Annotated in this window: 17 protein-coding genes; 10 read left to right on the top strand and 7 right to left on the bottom strand. The window is 40.8% G+C overall.

The genetic code is table 11. From position 1 onward, the window contains the following. Nucleotides 1-72: 72 nt before the first annotated feature. Together F607_RS0100065 and F607_RS0100070 are read right to left on the bottom strand one after the other, a co-directional pair. Nucleotides 73-366, bottom strand: a complete 294-nt coding sequence (locus F607_RS0100065) for a co-chaperone GroES (protein WP_027706392.1) — start codon at nt 364-366, stop codon at nt 73-75. Between the two features lie 238 nt (nt 367-604). After that, nucleotides 605-1,072, bottom strand: coding sequence for an FxsA family protein (locus F607_RS0100070; protein ID WP_027706393.1), 468 nt, complete (start codon nt 1,070-1,072; stop codon nt 605-607). 365 nt (nt 1,073-1,437) lie between these two features. Here F607_RS0100070 and F607_RS0100075 point away from each other — a divergent pair, with 365 nt between their 5' ends. Then, nucleotides 1,438-2,199, top strand: coding sequence for an SDR family oxidoreductase (locus F607_RS0100075; RefSeq protein WP_027706394.1), 762 nt, complete (start codon nt 1,438-1,440; stop codon nt 2,197-2,199). Nucleotides 2,200-2,313: 114 nt separating this feature from the next. On the opposite strand, the gene F607_RS0100080 is transcribed toward F607_RS0100075, so the two are convergent. Further along, entirely contained in the window at nt 2,314-3,330 is a 1,017-nt protein-coding gene (locus F607_RS0100080; RefSeq protein WP_038289356.1) for a DUF481 domain-containing protein, read from the bottom strand. 153 nt (nt 3,331-3,483) lie between these two features. On the opposite strand from F607_RS0100080, the gene F607_RS0100085 reads away from it, so the two are divergent. Further along, nucleotides 3,484-3,804: an MGMT family protein gene (locus F607_RS0100085; RefSeq protein WP_027706396.1), complete on the top strand. Its 321-nt coding sequence runs from the start codon at nt 3,484-3,486 to the stop codon at nt 3,802-3,804. A gap of 103 nt (nt 3,805-3,907) precedes the next feature. Beyond that, nucleotides 3,908-5,221 (top strand): AmpG family muropeptide MFS transporter, encoded by a 1,314-nt coding sequence (locus tag F607_RS27480; protein ID WP_157365337.1) that lies wholly within the window; start codon nt 3,908-3,910, stop codon nt 5,219-5,221. Between the two features lie 62 nt (nt 5,222-5,283). Here the strand turns inward: F607_RS27480 and F607_RS0100095 are convergent, their stop codons facing one another. Then, nucleotides 5,284-5,766, bottom strand: a complete 483-nt coding sequence (locus F607_RS0100095) for a YajQ family cyclic di-GMP-binding protein (RefSeq protein ID WP_027706397.1) — start codon at nt 5,764-5,766, stop codon at nt 5,284-5,286. Between the two features lie 372 nt (nt 5,767-6,138). Here F607_RS0100095 and F607_RS27485 point away from each other — a divergent pair, with 372 nt between their 5' ends. The 3 genes from F607_RS27485 to F607_RS0100115 all read left to right on the top strand — a co-directional run bounded on the left by F607_RS27485 (nt 6,139) and on the right by F607_RS0100115 (nt 10,491). After that, nucleotides 6,139-7,119 (top strand): GGDEF domain-containing response regulator, encoded by a 981-nt coding sequence (locus F607_RS27485; RefSeq protein WP_051310588.1) that lies wholly within the window; start codon nt 6,139-6,141, stop codon nt 7,117-7,119. A gap of 10 nt (nt 7,120-7,129) precedes the next feature. Next, the gene (locus tag F607_RS27490; RefSeq protein ID WP_051310591.1) at nt 7,130-8,110 is read left to right on the top strand and encodes a 2-dehydropantoate 2-reductase; all 981 of its coding nucleotides are present in this window, start codon (nt 7,130-7,132) and stop codon (nt 8,108-8,110) included. 383 nt (nt 8,111-8,493) lie between these two features. Then, complete coding sequence (locus tag F607_RS0100115) at nt 8,494-10,491, top strand: HAMP domain-containing sensor histidine kinase (RefSeq protein WP_027706398.1); 1,998 nt, start codon at nt 8,494-8,496, stop codon at nt 10,489-10,491. A gap of 276 nt (nt 10,492-10,767) precedes the next feature. Here the strand turns inward: F607_RS0100115 and ampE are convergent, their stop codons facing one another. The 3 genes from ampE to F607_RS0100130 form a co-directional block, all read right to left on the bottom strand. Continuing rightward, complete coding sequence (gene ampE / locus F607_RS32400; RefSeq protein WP_027706399.1) at nt 10,768-11,694, bottom strand: regulatory signaling modulator protein AmpE; 927 nt, start codon at nt 11,692-11,694, stop codon at nt 10,768-10,770. A gap of 16 nt (nt 11,695-11,710) precedes the next feature. Then, a complete protein-coding gene (gene ampD / locus F607_RS0100125) occupies nt 11,711-12,271 on the bottom strand; it encodes a 1,6-anhydro-N-acetylmuramyl-L-alanine amidase AmpD (protein ID WP_268967623.1) in 561 nt (186 codons plus the stop codon). Nucleotides 12,272-12,361: 90 nt separating this feature from the next. Further along, nucleotides 12,362-14,761: a DUF1631 domain-containing protein gene (locus tag F607_RS0100130; protein ID WP_027706401.1), complete on the bottom strand. Its 2,400-nt coding sequence runs from the start codon at nt 14,759-14,761 to the stop codon at nt 12,362-12,364. Between the two features lie 814 nt (nt 14,762-15,575). On the opposite strand from F607_RS0100130, the gene F607_RS27500 reads away from it, so the two are divergent. The 4 genes from F607_RS27500 to F607_RS32405 all read left to right on the top strand — a co-directional run bounded on the left by F607_RS27500 (nt 15,576) and on the right by F607_RS32405 (nt 18,989). Continuing rightward, complete coding sequence (locus F607_RS27500; RefSeq protein WP_211233576.1) at nt 15,576-15,950, top strand: retropepsin-like aspartic protease family protein; 375 nt, start codon at nt 15,576-15,578, stop codon at nt 15,948-15,950. Between the two features lie 72 nt (nt 15,951-16,022). Further along, nucleotides 16,023-16,862 (top strand): carboxylating nicotinate-nucleotide diphosphorylase, encoded by an 840-nt coding sequence (gene nadC, locus F607_RS0100140; protein WP_027706402.1) that lies wholly within the window; start codon nt 16,023-16,025, stop codon nt 16,860-16,862. Between the two features lie 174 nt (nt 16,863-17,036). Next, on the top strand, nt 17,037-18,047 hold the full coding sequence (gene galE / locus F607_RS0100145; RefSeq protein WP_027706403.1) for a UDP-glucose 4-epimerase GalE: 1,011 nt from the start codon (nt 17,037-17,039) through the stop codon (nt 18,045-18,047). A 159-nt stretch (nt 18,048-18,206) separates the two neighbouring features. Further along, the gene (locus tag F607_RS32405) at nt 18,207-18,989 is read left to right on the top strand and encodes a class I SAM-dependent methyltransferase (RefSeq protein WP_051310593.1); all 783 of its coding nucleotides are present in this window, start codon (nt 18,207-18,209) and stop codon (nt 18,987-18,989) included. Nucleotides 18,990-18,991: the final 2 nt, after the last annotated feature.

Here is an 18,991-nt window from a genome sequence, read left to right on the forward strand (position 1 = left end):
TCCTTAGAACGTTAAGTGCAATTAACCGTAATATAAGCGTGTAATAAAACTGCGAATGGTGTAGTACTGTGCTTAGCCTTCCAATACACCATAGATGTCGCTTTCACTCATGATGATGAGTTCTTCGCCATCTACTTTAATGGTGTTGCTATCAGCGTATTTTCCAAAAACTACTTTATCGCCTACTTTTACGCTCAAAGGACGTACTTCGCCGTTATCCAGTACTCGGCCGGAACCAACAGCGACAATCTCACCTTGGTTTGGCTTTTCAGCTGCACTACCAGGCAGCACGATACCGCCAGCAGTTGTCTTTTCTTCTTCTTGACGACGAACAACAACTCTTTCGTGTAACGGACGGATTTTCATTAATATCTCTCCAGTTTTTACCTATTCGCTGAGTTACGCTCAACAAGGTTGTCCAAGCGTGAACAGCTATTGGAGTAGCTATTCACCATCCCTTTGCCAGGGCGCCTGTTACTCACTCAAAGCAAGCTTAAAGCCTTTTGGAAAGTGCTTAATTCATAAGCTTTACTTGAGTTCTAAAATTCGTGTGTCCATTAATGGGGATCACAAAAAATAATTTCAATGGGTCCCACCAAAAAATTTATTTTTTTTCCTCATTTGAACCTTCTCGATGGAATTCACCATCAATCACATCCCCATTTAAAGGACGCTCCCCTGTTTGCTGGTAATAGCTCTGTGAGGTGGAGGTATAAGCCATAAATTTACCCGACCGGAGCACTGCAGCAATCATTGCCCGTCGGGTAACTGGCAACAGACAGCAAAAACCAAATGCATCAGTCACAAAGCCAGGCGTTAATAACAAGGCACCTCCGACAGCCAGCACAATGCCTTCAAGCATTTCCTGAGCAGGTAACTCACCCGTTTGTAGCTTAGAGCGAGCACGCATCAGTGTGCTAAAACCTTGTTGACGTAAAAGATTAAGGCCAATAACCGCGGTTAATAACACTAATCCAACAGTTGGAAATGCCCCTATCCAGGAGCCCACTTTAATGAGTACCAGCATTTCAACAACCGGTACCACAATGAATAAAAGCAATAAAACGCGCATGACCCCTCTCACTTACTAACTGTTAACGTGTGCAGCAATTAACCATGGCATTGGCATAATGCATAGGGTGCTGTTTTGTTAAATGACGACGCTTTGCCCAAATTCAAGGGGTAAAGCTTAAATTATCGCAATGTTGGCCCACTATTTTGACCCACTATTGTTGTGATTGCTTGCTGAGCAGCTTTGGGCTAGGGCAACGATGCAAGGAAGATTAAGAGGTTTCACGGTACTCTTCTCTCTTCACTTGTCAACAAAGGTAGATGGCATCATAAAACATGCGTAGTATGACAGCCTGTTTACGGAGTAAATTTATCTATAACGAAGGATAACCCCATAAGAATAAACAAATTAAGGGAGTAAATACGATGGAACTAAAAAACCGCTCCATTATGATCACTGGTGGCGCCCAAGGCTTAGGAAAAGCTATGGCATTACACTTAGCGTCACAAGGTGCGAACTTAGCTTTAGTTGATTTAAATGCAGATTTGCTGTCTCAAACTGCAGATGAATGTGAAAGCAGGGGCGTTAAGGTGACAATGCACACGGCTAATGTCGCCAACGAGACAGAAGTTATAGAAACTGTAAATACCATTGCACACCAACATGGCACGATTGACGGCCTTATCAATAATGCAGGGATTCTGCGTGATGGCATGTTGGTAAAGGTTAAAAACGGTGAAATTGTCAAAAAGCTCAGCTTAGAGCAGTGGCAGTCGGTGATTGATGTCAATCTAACAGGTGTATTTTTATGTGGGCGAGAAGTTGCTGCTCACATGATTGAGCATCAAACAGCCGGCGTCATGATCAACATTTCCAGTATTGCCCGCTCAGGTAATATCGGCCAAACCAACTATGCTGCCACCAAAGCAGGCGTTATCGCACTAACCACCACCTGGGCCAAAGAGCTTGCTCGATACAACATCCGTTGTGGCGCAATAGCTCCAGGCTTTATCGCCACGGATATGACTGCGAGCATGAAACCAGAAGCTTTGGAGCGTATGACCAAAGCAATCCCCTTACAACGAATGGGTACTCCTGATCAAATAGCGCAAGCAGCTGAATTTATTTTCACCAACGATTATTTCTCTGGACGCGTTATTGAAGTGGACGGAGCCATGCGGCTATAACCTTCATGGCGCTTATGCTATTGATTAGTTAGCCATCAAATAAGACATTAGGAAAGAAAACTACTCCTGCCGACATGCTGTACCTCTAATAAAGTCAGGTGTCGGTAGGAGGTATTACCAGGAATAACCTAAGCCAACAGAAACAGCTGAATCCCGCTTGTGTTTTCCTTCATCAGGTTCGTTATCGTAGTCTAATTCATATTGCACGACAGCAGATATATTATAGGGCAACTTGTACTCTAAGCCTGTTTCACTCTCAAACAGTAGCTTATTCCCTTCTGTGCGAGGAATAAGTAACTCATGCTTGTGGAAAAAAGACAGCTTATCAAGAAATACCGTGGCTTTTTCGTAGTCTGTTGCCCAACGAAATACATCTACATGGCTATCACCAGCATCACGATAGCGAGACCACACACGTGCCAAGCCACCTTCAACTGAAAAACGATGCAGTGGCGTATTGAAAAACTGGTAACCTAAACCAAAGCCTAATGTTGTACGTTCATTAAGGTTTTTCAAACCGTCTTCTTCATACGACAAATAGGTATTAGCAAACCAGTGCTCATCCAGAAAACGGTCGTAATTGTAGTTCGCTTCTAACTTGTCTTCTGTTAAACGCTCATTTTTCTCTGCACGCTCTGATTCAAGCTCTAGACGGTGCCGGTTCATACCGTGAACCAGGTTTAAATTAAGATCCAGCTTCAGTTCTTTTGATTCCGTGTTCCCTTCCTTTAACTCAGCAAAAGCCAACGCCTTTCCTGAAAATTTAAAGGGTTTGGATTTTTTTTCTTGGGGGTACATTTGATCAATCCCCCGCAGCTCAGCAAACTCAATAACCTGCCCATTTCCTTGCTGTAATTTGTGGTTTTTTCCATCTGCCAGCAACTTGCCATGAATAGTTTCACCACTGTGCGTAAGGAGTGTTACAGGCTTTTTAGTTTCAATTTTTTTTACTTTGGACCAATTCAACTGAATAGTTGCATAAGGGGTTTTAATCACTAAAACTTCTTGATCAAGATACTTTATTGTACCTGAAATTTGGTCGCCATTACTGAGCTCAAGACTGTCTGCAAAGACAAAGCAAGACATACTCAGCAAACACGACACCAGAGTGCTTTTAATTAAAAACTGCATTCGTTTACTAACACTATTACACTGATATTAAGGATTACTACTGATTACTACAGCGACACTTTTGGATGTCACCCTTGTCGGTCATAGAGTCTGAGTTAAGAATCATCTATGATGTTCAAGGTGAATGTGTATAAATGTCGATTAGAGCAATGTATGGAAGTATCTAAACACGAGCGCATATGGCAGGTGGTCAGTATGATTCCTACGGGCAAAGTGGCTACCTACGGCCAAGTCGCCCGAATGGCTGGGCTAAAAAATCATTCCCGCATGGTGGGTAGTGTACTTAGTCAACTTCCCCCTCATTCCGGACTGCCTTGGCACCGGGTTATTAATAGCAAAGGGAGAATTTCATTTCCCCAAAACAGTCCACAATATAACAAACAGAAACAATTATTATTAGCGGAAGGCATTAACTTTATTTCAGATAAGGTTTCACTTGCTAGCTATCAATGGCAAACTGAGGGGTGCGCTTAGCAAATGCTGTATAATTTTTAAATTGTGTTAATAAGAATTTTCAAGGGTATTAATAATATTAAAATTATTATTAATACAATACATAAGTTGTTTTGGTTAATCAATGAAAATGACGCCTTTTTTCCAAGCGATTCTTAACCGTCGCATGCTGATATGCCTGTTTACGGGTTTAGTGTCTGGCCTGCCCCTATATATATTAATTTCCATGCTGCCTGCATGGCTTCGCACTGAAGGTATTGGCCTTAAAGAAATCGGCTTGTTAACACTGGTACAAATTCCTTATGCCTGGAAATTTGTCTGGTCACCGATCATGGATGCCATCAAGCTACCCTGGCTGGGTTTACGTCGAGGCTGGATGTTAATTTCCCAACTGGCGTTATTGTTGTGTGTTTGTGGTTACGCATTTATTGATCCAACAGACTTAATGTGGGTCGCGATTATTTCCACAGCGACTGCCTTCTTTAGTGCCAGTCAAGATATCGTGATTGATGCCTATAGACGGGAAATACTACCTGACGAAGAGCTTGGCCTGGGTAACTCATTACATATCAATACCTACCGCCTCTCAGGTTTAATTCCTGGCTCTTTAGCATTGATCCTTGCGGATACTATGCCCTGGTCAACCGTCTTTTTAGTCATTGCATTATTTCTGCTTATTGGTATTGGCCTCACCCTGAGCATTGCTGAACCCAAGCACCAACTACCACCTCGCCCTACATTTCAATCTGCCGTTATTGAGCCATTCCATGAGTTTTTTACCCGCCATGGACTTCGCTATGCTTTAGCTGTTTTAAGTTTTATGGTGCTTTATAAACTTGGCGATAACTTAGCGACGGCATTATCCACAGCCTTTTACTTAGACAAAGGCTACAGCCTGACGGAAATCGGGCTGATCGCTAAGCATGCTGGCCTTTGGCCAATGATTATTGGTGGTTTGCTGGGCGGATTAATTATGATCCGTATTGGCATCAATCGATCACTTTGGCTTTTTGGTCTTGTACAAATTGTCTCTATTTTGGGCTTTGCCTGGCTAGCCGAAGCAGAAAAAAGCTTATGGCTACTTGCTCTCATTATCAGCTTTGAATATCTGGGAGTTGGGCTGGGTACTGCTGCATCTGTTGCCTTTATTGCCAAAACAACCAGCAAAGCACATGCTGCAACTCAATTTGCTCTATTTACGGCATTAGCCGCTTTGCCGCGTACCACCCTCAACACATTTAGTGGTTTTTTTGCGGAGTGGCTGGGTTGGACTCACTTTTTTATGTTCTGCACCCTGTTGGCTATTCCAGGCATGCTACTTCTCTTTTATATTGCACCGTGGAATGGAGCCACGCGCTCAATCCCAAAGTACCCAATACCACCAAAAGATGAAGACTCATTAACCGCCAAGCCAGCTAATATTTCACAGTCAACCTAGGGCCTGTTAACACGAAGGGACAACTAAGGTGTGTCCCTTATACTAAGCCACAAACTGAGCGCTTAGTCCCTAAAGTTATTGTACTGTAGTGGTAGATCCAATTCAGCTTCTTTCAAAAGGCTAATAGCTTCTTGCAGGTCATCCCGTTTTTTCCCTGTCACTCTTACTTTATCACCTTGAATAGATGCTTGAACTTTCAGCTTTGCATCTTTAACTAACTTAACAATTTTCTTACTAATATCTTTATCAAGGCCTTGCTTTACCGTGATATCCTGCTTCACCTGCTTGCCTGAACCATAATGGTCTTTCACCTCAAGACATTTTATATCGATGCCACGTTTAACCATTCTGGTTTGCAGTAAATCAATCATCTGCTGTAATTGAAAGTCCGCATCTGCAGTCAGAGATACTGTTTCATCCTGCAATTTAAAGGATGCTTCTACGCCTCTGAAGTCATACCGTTTATCCAGCTCTCGATTAGCCTGATCTACTGCATTATTAAGTTCATGCAAATCTACCTCAGATACAATATCAAACGAAGGCATTAACTATTTCTCCATTCACTAAAAAATAAGAAAGGTTTACACACTTGGCCATTCAGCAACTATCGTTCTAATAACATGTGCTATTCCATAAGTGGATGCAAGCCTATAAATAACGCATATATAACAGTAACTTGACTTTTACACAGCACTTACAAAATAAAAGCAAAAATAGCTCCACCAACTAATGGTAAATTAGCTAAACTTAGAGCCAATACAATAATTTGACAGATATCACGGCCTGTTATTATATCTTAATAATCAGCTTTTCTGTCGAATTTCAGCAGTTTATGCTGCTTCTTAAGCTATTGTAAAACGAATACTCAAGCATTTTCTAAAGTAAACAACAATAAAGCGGTACATAAGAAGTATATTATGGCGAACCTGAATACCCCTATCCTTGTGGTTGATGATGCAAAGTTCAGTAGCATTATGATAGGACGCGCTTTAACAGCTGCTGGTTTTAAAGATATTCGTTTTGCCAGTAGTGCTAACGAAGCCCTCAATCAACTTGAAAAGCGTGCTGCTAATATTTTGATTGCTGACTGGTTGATGCCTGAAATGGACGGACTTGAGCTTACAGATCAAGTGCGCATACTTGACAGTAACTCACATCACTTTACGTATGTCATGCTGCTTACTGCAAAAGAAGGTGTCAACGCATTAAAAGAGGCATTTGACCGCGGCGTTGATGACTTTATCAACAAGTCTGTAATGAATGACCAACTACTCCCAAGAATTTACGCCGCTGATCGTATTTCTTCTATGCAAAACCGTTTATTAGAAGAAAACAGACTACTTACTGATAATATGAATGTGCTTGAAAAGCGCAACTTGGTTGACCCGCTAACAGGTCTTGGTAATTTACGTTATTGCCTGCAACGATTAAGCGATGCGTTACGCCATGTAGAATCTCGTGAAGCAGCCTGTTGCTTACTCGTGGTTGCGTTACAAAATGGCAAAGAGATTCAAAGTAAATATGGCCTTGCCATTTATCAAGAAATTATTCGTGGTATGGCACGACGATTACATCAGCTTATCCGGCCAATGGACATTTTATCGCGTACTGGAGAAGAGCAGTTTGCGGTCATCACCACACATGATGATCTTGAAGCATTCAATGTGAAAGGCTTTAGACGACTTCATGCTGGGTTAAACCTAAAAGCATTCAAGACGTCTGTAGGCTACTTATCGATTAAAGTAGGCATCAGTATTTGTATAGCCGATAATAAACAAAAATTACCCACTCATGAACAAATTTTAGTTATTGCCCGCAGTCAATTAGCAAAGTCATTTGAAACAGGTATGATCACGGTTACCCACTGGAAACCTGAGCTAATTGCCAACAAGTCCTAACGGATACGCAATGATCAAAATGAATACTGCCCACTGTGCTGAGCACTTCCAGGCAGCGCCTTGGTTTATTTTAGGTGGTGGTGCAATGGGGTGTTTGTGGGCTTATGATTTATCCCCAAACAGTATTATCCTGGTTAAACCTGAACGCTATCGTCACTACACAAGCGGCTCCACTAAATCCTTAATTACAACTCAGCTCGCTTATCAGCAAACGCCTTTTGCCTCCCCCAACACACGTAAATGTAAACTTGCCAATATACAAAATTACACTTCGCCTATTCTCAAACTTATCGTCACCACAAAAGCACAGGATACAGTAGCAGCCTTAGAAACTATTCAGCACACACTCCATTCCCATGCCCATATACTACTGTTACAAAATGGTATGGGCAGCCAGCAAGCCGTTAAAAAACAATTCCCAGAGTATACACTCTGGTGTGGATCTACAACACAAGGCGCCTATACGACGGATTTCCTGCATGTGGTTCATGCTGGATTAGGTCAAACCTGTATTGGACCTTGGTATATAAGCACTGAGACTAACCCTCGATATTCAGCTATTTTTCAACAACAACTAATAACGCAGGGTCAGCAAGTAATATTTATTGATGATATTCTTCCTCTTCTATGGCGAAAGCTGGCAGTCAATGCATGTGTCAACGGTCTAACTGTTTTATTTGAATGTAAGAATGGTGAGTTACTTACTCATCCTAAACACTTAAAGTGGGTTAAAACGCTTTGCCAAGAGACGGCACAGTTTTTAGATTACAAGCGAATTGCCTACACAAAACCCCTGTTTCAACATGTTTGTCATGTTCTAGAGCAAACTGCTGAGAATTACTCTTCAACCTATATGGATGTTAGCCACCAGCGCTCAACAGAGCTGATGTACATCAATGGTTTTATCCTATCAGAAGCAAAGCGGCTTGGGTTATCATTACCTACACACACCACATTAATGGCGCAGTTGGCTGAAAAAGGTATATTTTAAAGCTTGAACTCAACTAGTTAATAACTATAGTCAGCTCTAAAAGAGTCCTTCGCAAAAGGTATTGCATCACTGAACTGCTATTCTATACCCAAAACGAAGGGTTTTTAGGGGCGGCCGTCAAGCGATGAAGCCCCTGGGCAAGTTTACTTCTGTGAAACTTGCGGTAGCCACTTTAATTGATATAACAGCGCTGCTGGGCGGTTATATTAATAAGTGACTAGGGTGGCAGTTAAATGCTCCTGCATAAACTGCATTCCCACCATCCTTGGTAGTCAAGAGTGCTGACAACAAACCCAAAAAATGATTCGTGAAGGGTATATACAGTTAACTGTGCCTTTTCTGTGAGAATAATCAGTCTATTTTTCTAGGTATTTTCTATAACCATGGCTAGTTTTCGCCGGTACTTAGCAAATGACTCTATCAGCGGCAAGCTGCTCACGCTGTTAATTTCAGTGACAGTGTCATTGGTACTTATTGCCTGTGGTGCATTAACCATCACAACCTATTTAATTTCTAAAGAGTACAATATCACCCAGCCCTTACACCAAATTGAAGCATTATTTGGTAACCCTGTATTAATTACCTATCTATTAGAATCCCCCGAGACAAGTAAGCCCTTTCTTGCCAACCTTAGCTCTCTTACCTCACTGCAGTCACTTAACATTCTTGATGCAAATAAAACATCGCTACTTTCTTATCAGAATACAGAGAGCCAGCCAGAACTCAGCACTGAACAAAGTCAGTTAGCGGTTTACCTACCTCAAAAAAAACAAGTCGTCACGTTGGTGCTTGCCGCCAAACCTTCTTTATCCAACGTATTAGTCCTTGCTATCCATATTGCAATTTTAGCTATTATTGCTACGGCTGGCTTGATCTGTATCTTAGCTATACGTCGAGTGAAGCATATCATTATCCATCCCATCCTCCACCTGATTGAGCAAGCACACACCATTTCAGACTATGACAACTACAACGTGCGTGCGACCAAGTTTAACAATGATGAAATTGGTATCTTGGCAACGTCATTTAATAAAATGCTTAATAAAGTACAGGCACGGGATCAACAACTGATCAATGCCAAAGATCAAGCAGAAAAAGCCAGCCAACAAGCACAAGCTCTTGCCCTGGAAACTCAAAGAACGAATAAAAAGCTGGCTTTAGAAGTTCAGGTACGCACTCATATAGAACAAAAGCTAACGGATTTAAAAAAATACTTAAGCGATATCATTGACTCTATGCCCTCCGCACTCATCGCTATTGAGCAATCCCAGCATATTCAACAATGGAACAAACAAGCCAGCACACTCTTTGGTATAACTGAAAATGACGCCTGTGGTAAGTCTGTCTACGAAGTGATTACCTGCTTAAAAAAACATCAGGATACCATTAGTAAGGCTTTAGCACTTAATCAAGCCCAAACAATAGAAAAAGTTGCTATCAAACATCCCAGCCAGGAAGTGCATTATTTCGATATTGTTGTTTATCCCCTCACCTACTCAGCCTCAGCCAATAACTCATCTAAAAAAGGCGCTGTTATTCGGTTAGACGACATTACCCAACGTCTTTTTATTGAAGAAGCCATAGTACAAAATGAAAAAATGATATCCGTTGGTGGCTTAGCTGCTGGAATGGCTCACGAAATTAACAACCCATTAGGAGGGATAGTTCATAATGCGCAAAATATTCAACGACGCTTATCACCCAGTTTAATCAAGAACCAAGAGCTGGCCGCAAGACTGCATATTGATATTCAGTCATTGAACCAGTATTTAGAAGAAAGGGGTATATCTCGCTTTTTAAACAATATACAAGATGCTGGACAGAGAGCATCTAAAATAGTCAATAACATGTTGCAGTTCAGCCGAAGAAGCAACCGTGTCCTACAACCCACTCAACTAAATACACTTATTACACGCACACTTGAAATTGCCCATAGTGACTTAGCCATCAAACAAAGCATTGAACTTAATACTATAAAAATCAGAACCTATTTTGACCCTCAGCTGGATAAAGTACCTTGTATTAGCAATGAAATTGAACAGGTTTTATTAAATCTCATCAAAAATGCTGCCTATGCTATACACCAGCGTTCAAGCCCTCTAACGGAAGGGTTAATAAATATAAAAACCGAGCGCAAAGAGCAGCAAGCACTTATTATTGTCGAGGATAATGGTGTTGGTATGACAGCTGATGTCAGAACCCGAATTTTTGAACCTTTTTTTACAACAAAAGAAGTAGGATCAGGAACAGGTTTGGGGTTATCGGTTTCTTATTTTATCATTACCAATAATCACAAAGGCAAGATGCAAGTCAGATCAACCCCTACAGAAGGCACACGGTTCACCATTAGTTTGCCCTTAGCAGCATCTATTGCAGCATAATTCACAAGGAGTATAAATCTCTCATGATGCTAGGGCCTGTTAACACTATTTGAATATCACTGTTATGACGGTAAAAGCACTAATCTAGGCGCGAAGAGTGAAGTTTAGTTGTTCTAAATAAACAATGAGCAACAACGAGTAGTGCTTTTACCGTCATCACCCTTCGGGCCGTGATTATTTTTCCACCTAGCAGTGTTACAAGTCATTTATGTAGAATGACTACACGGCATTCCTTGTGCCTTGCTAAGCGAATAAATAGTCTACGGCAGTGGTGATTCAAATAGTGTTAACAGACCCTAGGCTAAAATGCCAACCTATCACCAAAATTGCCAAGCCTGCAGCCCATACTACAAGTGTCCTCATCAGCAGATCTCGGATAGCCATAAGCTCTTCAACTGCAAGCTGTTGTTGCTCTCGCCAATGATTTAGCTTTACAAACTCTTCCAAGTTCAGTGGCAGTGATAGTGCTTGGAGTCCACAGCGGGCAACAAACTCTCCTGGCTTTTCTGTCCAGTTTGCCCAAATATGTCTTAACTCATGGTAAGCACCTGCAAAGTTACCTGAAAGGGTAAATGAAGCCGCTAACAGCCTGGCTGGCAACCACTCTAGTAAATAAAGACAGTCCCAGGCTATTGAAGCACGAACCAATGCAGGACTATGCTTTTCCATATAGTCAATATAAAGCGCATTCAGTCTATATAGCAATGCAGCCCATGGTCCTAATAATACAAACCAAAATACGACTGTAATTAATTGCTGTAGGGCATCATAAAACAATTGACGCCTTAAAAGAATGTATTGATTTTCTATACCTGTGACTTGCTGTTGAGCAAACTCTGGGAATATTTGTTCCGTTCGAATAAAAAGTGTTTCGGGGTTTGCTGTGCGCATAATCGCTAACACGCGATCAAGACGTTTTACAAACCCATGCCGACCAAAACTATAAAGTAAAACTAGAACATTTAATAAAACTAAAGGCGCATTCCATAAAAAACCTTCAAGCAGCCAGGTTAAAGCCGCTAATCCTAGTAATGGAATGCTCCAGGCAAGACACCAAAGTCGTACATCAGGTACCAGCTTTACCTTAAACAAGCGCATCAAAAAACTTAACCACTGAAAGTACCAGCTGTCATGATGAATTGATTCTCGCCATCGCTTTAATTGACAGCACCCAAAGGCAATAAATATTTCCAAAAAAAGCATTGTCGCCTCGCTGGTTTTATTGTCCGTTTTTTGTCAGCAGCCGCTTATAATATTTCCAGTCAAACGCAGGTCCTGGGTCCGTTTTTCGTTCTGGAGCAATATCACTGTGCCCCACAATCCGCTCCATTGTAATACCAGGATAATACTTTATTAATGTTTGTGTTATTTTAGCTAATCGCTGATATTGAACACTTTCATAAGGCTGGTGATCAGTACCCTCAAGTTCAATACCTATCGAAAAATCATTACAGTTTTGTTGATCTAAGAATGCAGACTCCCCTGCGTGCCATGCTCTTTGATCAAAACGAACAAACTGAACTACATTACCTTTCCGACCAATCAATAAGTGAGCCGATACTTTCAGGCTAGAGATTTCTAAAAAATAAGGATGATCACTGGGATTAAGCTGATTAGTGAAGAACTGACGTATAAAGTCATTGCAGTACTGGCCTGGTGGCAACGAAATATTATGTATAACAAGTAAGTCAATAGTTACTGAGGCAGGACGACTGTTACAGTTTGGGCTTGGACAAAACATTGCCCCCTCAATGAGCCCATTTTCAATTGTTTCAAACACAACAAAGCCACCACACATGATTAGACATCATGTGTTAGGCTATCATAAGCAAAAATAAGATTCTCTCAAATATACCCTACGTGAATGATTTTAGACTTTCATTTTACGCAGGTTACCAATAACTGACTGAAGCGCTCGATCAAAAAGAAGGTCGTCATCTAGCAGCGTAATATTGCCATTTTCAATATCTAGCGCTAAATCTAAATGGGTTTTTTCAGCTACTTTAACACCCGTACGGTTAACAAAAATATACTTACCATTAGGCTTAATATAGGCCGCTAGCTTAGCTCGATAACGATTTTCAGTTGATTGACCAAACTCTACCCAACTACCCACTTTCAATCTTTCTAGCTTCGCTAAACTGGCATCACTGACCAAGGGCTTTTGGTTATCTTGTAACTTATTACCTTCTGTATTAACCCTCATAGTGGCCATATTGGCTGTTTGCATTTGCTCAAGCGGCTGCCCACTTTCTGCTGACGTCATTGCTTGCCCCTTTTCATTATTATCTTGAGCTTGTTCAGCTTTTTGCCCTGTGGACTCAGGCGCAACAGGTAACTGTGGAGGAACTTCTGACACCACTTGTTGTTTAATTTGTGGTTGGTCATTGGCTACTGGGCTTACTTCAGTTTCTTGCGTTGGTCGAGGAGTCCTCAGGCTTTTGATCTGCAAATTTCTGATTTGCACAAAAAGCTCTTTCATATTGAAAGGATCATACGCAATACTGGTCAAACCTTCCTTGACCTTTTTCATTAAAGGAGGGACAAGTCTCAATAATTCTTTTCTCTCTTCTACACGCTGATGCGGTGTAATACTCCATAATAACTGGTCCATCGTTTTTACTGCATCCTGCCAGGCCTCTGACTCCTCTCCCTCTTTAAGGTAAGCCAGAAACATGACATTACTCCATGCATCTGTCAGCAAGTTTGTGACAACTTCAGGTACTTGTCCTTTAACTAAACGCTCCTGTATCGTTTTATCAACAGTATCTCTAGCCACCTCAGATCTTGCTTTACCTTCTTCAGCATCTTTTGTGCGCTGCTCAAGAATACCTGCGCGATGACGCTCTTTTTCAAGGAAATGGGTAAAGTCATCTAATAGCTCTTTGAAAAGCTCAACATTATCAGTGAAATCATTAAGTATCCGTTGAACAATTTCATCCGTTTTTTTGTAAAGTGCTTGCTGAGCTTGATCATCATGCTCATCACAACCGAGTGCCGCAGCAGCCATCTCATTCAACAGTTTGCGGGCAGGGTGAGCGGCTTTGCAGAATACCGCCTTGTCAATGATAGCAACTTTCAGTATTGGAATTTGTAAGCGGCCAATGAGCGCCTTAAAGTTTTCAGGCAAGTTTCGATCATCAAGAATATACTCAAAAACCATTGATACCAGGTTGATTACATCCTCATCAACCTCACCAAGGGATTTATGCACTTGTTGCTGAACGACACCTCGCACCTGTACAGCTAAATCCGTGTTCTGCATATCAGCCAGACGTCCTACTTGAAAAATTGGCTGATGCTGTAACTGAGAAAGTGCCGACATGAGTTGCCCATGATCGATCACAGGTTGATCAGATGCTATTGCTGGTTGAACCTGTGGGCGAAAATGACCCAATAACCCACGCAATTCATTAAAAAACTCTTGAGCCAGGTGATACTCAGTAGCCCCGTCCCCGCCAGCAGCTGAAAAGCCTGTGTCACCTCCAGCCTGGTCACTTGCTGAGGTTTGCGTCTTTCTGGATGACGACAATGTTGGTCGCTGACCGGGTCTTCGCGCTGCCTGAGCTGATGTCAGGTGAGGCATTACACCTGCTGTTTTCAATAGGTTATTAGCATCACTGTAATACTTATCCAGCTCACCAAGCACATATTTTTCAAACAGCTTGAATATGACAAGCTTAATTTTGATTTCAGCATCAATGGATTTACAGGCGTGAACAAAAGCAGTACAGAGAGAGTGCGGACCAAGTGGATTATTTTTGTCATTTATAGTTTGCTGAGGAACTAGACTGTCAATACGGAGAGACAAGTGCATCAAATTCATGCTGACATCATGATTTAGCACTTTAGAAACCATTGTTTCAATAGCAACAGCTTCTTCTAAATCATCATTTTGTACCAAAGAAAGTGCATCAGCACTAAAGCTATCATAAGCGAGGGTCGCAGACTGGTCCTTAGCTTTAACAAGTTGAGTGAAGTTACGCTTATACTCTTCATGAAAGGTTGAAATAATAGAAGTACGCTTTAAACGAACCTCACGCATAGCCTCAAAAAATGCGTTTTGCTCTGCGTTACTGCCAGCACGATCAGCCCGCTCAAACAACACATCATCAACATTTTCAAACAAGTTGCCTAGTGCACTACGTAAGTGATTGTTAAAGCTTTCAGAAAGCTGATTTAGAAGCGGTGAAAGTCTTGCATTCAATGCAGTTGAACCACCCTGATTAGAAATCTTACTTATCGGTACAACTTTAGACTCATGGTTCATATTCTGCATCTCCGTACTAAACCAAGCACTACTTTGAAGTGATGCGTTACTTACTGATTTGTTTCACTACATAAGCAAGTATAAGTTATTAGCGCCACATTCCCTGAAGTATCACGTACCTAACAAAGCAGGCTCTAACCCTCCTGATAGAATCATTTCCCGGACTAATAGGAGAAAAAAGTAAACTGCCTAGTCAATTATAGCGTTAATATTGTCGCAAAAAGATCACAAAAAGAAAATATTGGTGAATCAGTCACATTTTTGTAGGTTTTGTGTCATTTTCATGTCTTTACTTATTTAATCTAAACCATCAAAATGACATGTTTATTTTGATTTGCTATAACACTGGTAGATAAAAGGCCAAAGCAGCACGATAAGAGTTCATTCTGGTCACTGTAAGTAAAAAGTTTGTGTCTCCTAAATAAACCCTCCAAAAGCAGGCAAACACTTCACTATCTCTTATTTACAGCAATAAGCTATAAAAAAGACTTACGCTATTTCAAGTTTATATACCTTACAAGCTATCCTACCTACTCATCTATCTGCGTCAAACAAAGGATAAAAATACAACAAGGGAGCTACTGTGGTGTAAACATCCAACATATTTCATACTTTAAGCTATTTGTAATACTATAGAATTTGCGTTTTCGACAGTCTACGAGAGCTTTTGATGCAAACCAACCCTCACAGTAAACTCGGCAAAGGCATGATGATTGCCGGTTGGGCAATTGCTTTACTAATATTGACGTAGATCTTTGCAAAGTTTGAGTCATCACAAAACAATCCTAACCAACAGCTTGAAGTCACCCAAACAGTGAATGGCGAAGTACAAGTTCATTTAAAACGAAATCGTTATGGTCATTACGTGCTGACAGGGCAAATAAACCAAAAAGATGTCGCCTTTCTGGTCGTCACTGGTGCTACTTACGTTTCAGTCCCTGAAGCTGTAGCAGAACAGCTTGGCATGATTAAGCAAGGACAAGGTTATGTTCAAACGGCGAATGGAACAGTAACTGTTTACTATTCAACCATCCGACAGCTCACTATTGGTGATATCGAGCTTTATGATGTCCCCGCTAATATCAATCCCCACATGGATGATGATGAAGTTCTTCTTGGTATGAGTGCACTTAAGCACCTAGAGTTTACTCAGCGTGGTAATACATTAATATTAAAAACCTCTTCATAAAGACATCCTGTTTTTCGCTCGCTATACTCTTGCCCATACTTTCTATTCATCACTAAATACCCTTAATTGGCTATGTATTCCAATCAACAATTGCAAGACAGTATTGACCAAATCACCACTTTTGCCCTTGCCGAAGATATTGGCAATGGTGATATTACCGCAAACCTTATTCCTGCTGACGAAAATGCAACAGCCACTATAATTTCTCGTGAAGATGCTGTTATTTGCGGACGGCCTTGGGTCGATGCCACATTCCATAAAGTGGACTCGACAATAAACACCCACTGGCAAGTCAACGAAGGTGAACACGTTACACCGAATCAGCTGTTGCTCACGGTATCTGGTCCTGCTCGCAGCATATTAACTGCAGAACGTACAGCTCTTAACTTTTTACAGACGCTGTCAGGCACTGCTACACGTTGTAGCCACTACGCCAAACTAGTAGCTCACACAGAAGTGAAACTACTTGATACCCGTAAAACACTTCCTGGCTTACGGCTAGCACAAAAATACGCCGTTGCCCAAGGTGGTTGTTTTAACCACCGCATTGGTTTGTACGATGCATTTCTTATAAAAGAAAATCACATTGCAGCTTGTGGTAGTATCTCCGCAGCTATTAAAAATGCTCAGGCTTTAAACTTAGGGAAAAACATTGAAGTTGAAGTGGAAAATTTAGATGAGCTGCATGAAGCCCTTTCTGCTAAAGCAGACATCATCATGCTGGATAACTTTTCAATTAGTGACTTACAGCAGGCTGTTTCCATCAATAAAAAACAAGCGAAGCTTGAGGCCTCAGGAAATGTAAGCAAAGAAACCATTATAAGTATTGCAGAAACAGGTGTTGACTATATATCCATTGGCGATTTAACCAAAAGCTGCCAAGCCATTGATTTATCAATGCGTTTTCAATAACAAACTGTCTGCATACCACCAATCAGTCACTTTTTTAGCTACTATGACATCATAATTTGACTGGTGTATTAAAAAAACCCTTCACTAAGGGTATATACTTTACACATCTCTTTTTAATCAGCGCTACCCATAATATGGGTAGTACTAACCAACGGTTTAAAAACAAAATATTCTATGAAAAAAATCCTTGTTACTGGTGGCGCTGGCTATATCGGCAGCCATACGTGTGTAGAGCTACTTAATGCAAACTATGATGTCGTTGTTGTTGATAATTTATGCAACAGTAGTAGTGAAGCCCTTAATCGTGTTCAAAAAATTTGTAACAAAGAGCTTACTTTCATCAAAGCGGATATACGTGATAAAGAAAGCATGGAAAGAATCTTCAAAGAGCATTCTTTCTATGCCGTAATCCACTTCGCTGGTCTAAAAGCCGTTGGCGAATCAACTCAAATACCACTGACCTACTATGAAAACAATATTACTGGCACGCTGAACCTCATCCAGGTAATGCAGCAACATAAAGTATATAACTTCGTTTTTAGCTCTTCTGCTACGGTCTATGGCGATCCTGCAAGCCTTCCTATCACCGAAGACTTTCCTCTTTCAGCGACAAACCCCTATGGTCGCTCAAAACTTATGATTGAAGAAATTCTAAGAGACCTTTATCAAGCAGAGCGTCATTGGAATTTAATAATACTACGCTACTTTAACCCTGTTGGCGCCCATAAGTCAGGACTCATTGGGGAAGATCCACAAGGTATACCCAACAACCTGATGCCTTTTATTTCGCAAGTAGCTATTGGTAAGCGTGAAAAACTTCATGTATTTGGCAATGACTATGATACAAAAGATGGCACAGGGGTAAGAGACTATATACATGTGGTCGATTTAGCCAGAGGCCATGTTAAAGCGCTCGAAAAAATTCAGGAAAATCCTGGATGTAAAGCCTATAATTTAGGCGTAGGAACAGGCTACAGTGTACTTGAAATGGTCAATGCATTTGAAAAAGCCAGCGGTAAGCCTGTCCCATATGATATCGTTGCAAGAAGACCTGGAGATATCGCTGCCTGCTACGCCAATCCAGATTTATCAGCCAAAGAATTACATTGGAAGGCTGAGTTAGGGTTAAAAGATATGGTTGAGGATACCTGGCGCTGGCAGGAAGGTAATCCAGGGGGTTATTAAATTCTAAATATTATGTTTTGAGGTGGCTAGCTGCCTCATTTCAAATAGCATCCTCTTTCCTATCTTCTCAAGTTTAACTTTCATAAATCCACATAAACAATTTTCTATATTATTACTAGCAAATAAATTAATAATGATTAATTTATAACTGGTCCTACTATGAAACGAATAGAAGAAGTTTCACCCAAGGTAACTCCTGAGTTATACTCAAAGATATATGAATTTTGGAGCAATAATGTCAACAGTGAGAAGATCTATGGGAGTCTTGTTACAAACAGTGAAAGAGGATCAGAGCAATATTTTCAGGAGCTAGAAAGCCAGCGTTACCGATCTCATAGACACTTATTACCTTGGATTCATAGTATGAAGCCAGGAAAAACTGTTCTTGAAATTGGTTGCGGCATAGGTCTTGACTCATATCAGCTAGTCAAGCATGGTATGAAACTAACTGCTATTGACCTGACTAATATCGCTATTGAAATAGCATCTAGTCGTTTTAAAGCATCAAATATTGAAGGAAATTTTTTTATTGGTGATGCAACAAGCCTCCAGTTCGACGATAATTCATTTGATTACGTTTACTCTTTTGGGGTACTTCACCATGTACAAGACACAGAAAAAGCTATCATTGAAGTTTACAGAGTACTTAAACAAGGCGGAATAGCAAAAGTAATGTTATATAATCTACACTCATTAAATGAACTTATACATAGACTCACTCTTACACCCTTTGAAGATAAAAATGAACTTTGTCCTGTAGTGAGAAGATTTTCTAAAAAGGAAGCTTCGAGGCTTTTTTATAAGTTTAACAGAATTGACATAAAAAAAGACTTTGTATATGGTGAAGGATACGGCAGACTCTTCAAATACACCCCACTCTGGCTATACAAGAAACTTTCTTCCATTGCAGGCTGGCATTTAATGATAACAGCATACAAATAGTT

Origin of the sequence: Zooshikella ganghwensis DSM 15267, assembly GCF_000428585.1 — a bacterium.
Classification (GTDB): Bacteria; Pseudomonadota; Gammaproteobacteria; order Pseudomonadales; family Zooshikellaceae; genus Zooshikella; species Zooshikella ganghwensis.

Coding starts and splice junctions, on each gene's coding strand:
- F607_RS0100065 (WP_027706392.1), bottom strand. CDS start 366: ATGAAAATCCGTCCGTTACACGAAAGAGTTGTTGTTCGTCGTCAAGAA.
- F607_RS0100070 (WP_027706393.1), bottom strand. CDS start 1,072: ATGCGCGTTTTATTGCTTTTATTCATTGTGGTACCGGTTGTTGAAATG.
- F607_RS0100075 (WP_027706394.1), top strand. CDS start 1,438: ATGGAACTAAAAAACCGCTCCATTATGATCACTGGTGGCGCCCAAGGC.
- F607_RS0100080 (WP_038289356.1), bottom strand. CDS start 3,330: ATGCAGTTTTTAATTAAAAGCACTCTGGTGTCGTGTTTGCTGAGTATG.
- F607_RS0100085 (WP_027706396.1), top strand. CDS start 3,484: ATGGAAGTATCTAAACACGAGCGCATATGGCAGGTGGTCAGTATGATT.
- F607_RS27480 (WP_157365337.1), top strand. CDS start 3,908: ATGAAAATGACGCCTTTTTTCCAAGCGATTCTTAACCGTCGCATGCTG.
- F607_RS0100095 (WP_027706397.1), bottom strand. CDS start 5,766: ATGCCTTCGTTTGATATTGTATCTGAGGTAGATTTGCATGAACTTAAT.
- F607_RS27485 (WP_051310588.1), top strand. CDS start 6,139: ATGGCGAACCTGAATACCCCTATCCTTGTGGTTGATGATGCAAAGTTC.
- F607_RS27490 (WP_051310591.1), top strand. CDS start 7,130: ATGATCAAAATGAATACTGCCCACTGTGCTGAGCACTTCCAGGCAGCG.
- F607_RS0100115 (WP_027706398.1), top strand. CDS start 8,494: ATGGCTAGTTTTCGCCGGTACTTAGCAAATGACTCTATCAGCGGCAAG.
- ampE (WP_027706399.1), bottom strand. CDS start 11,694: ATGCTTTTTTTGGAAATATTTATTGCCTTTGGGTGCTGTCAATTAAAG.
- F607_RS0100130 (WP_027706401.1), bottom strand. CDS start 14,761: ATGAACCATGAGTCTAAAGTTGTACCGATAAGTAAGATTTCTAATCAG.
- nadC (WP_027706402.1), top strand. CDS start 16,023: ATGTATTCCAATCAACAATTGCAAGACAGTATTGACCAAATCACCACT.
- galE (WP_027706403.1), top strand. CDS start 17,037: ATGAAAAAAATCCTTGTTACTGGTGGCGCTGGCTATATCGGCAGCCAT.
- F607_RS32405 (WP_051310593.1), top strand. CDS start 18,207: ATGAAACGAATAGAAGAAGTTTCACCCAAGGTAACTCCTGAGTTATAC.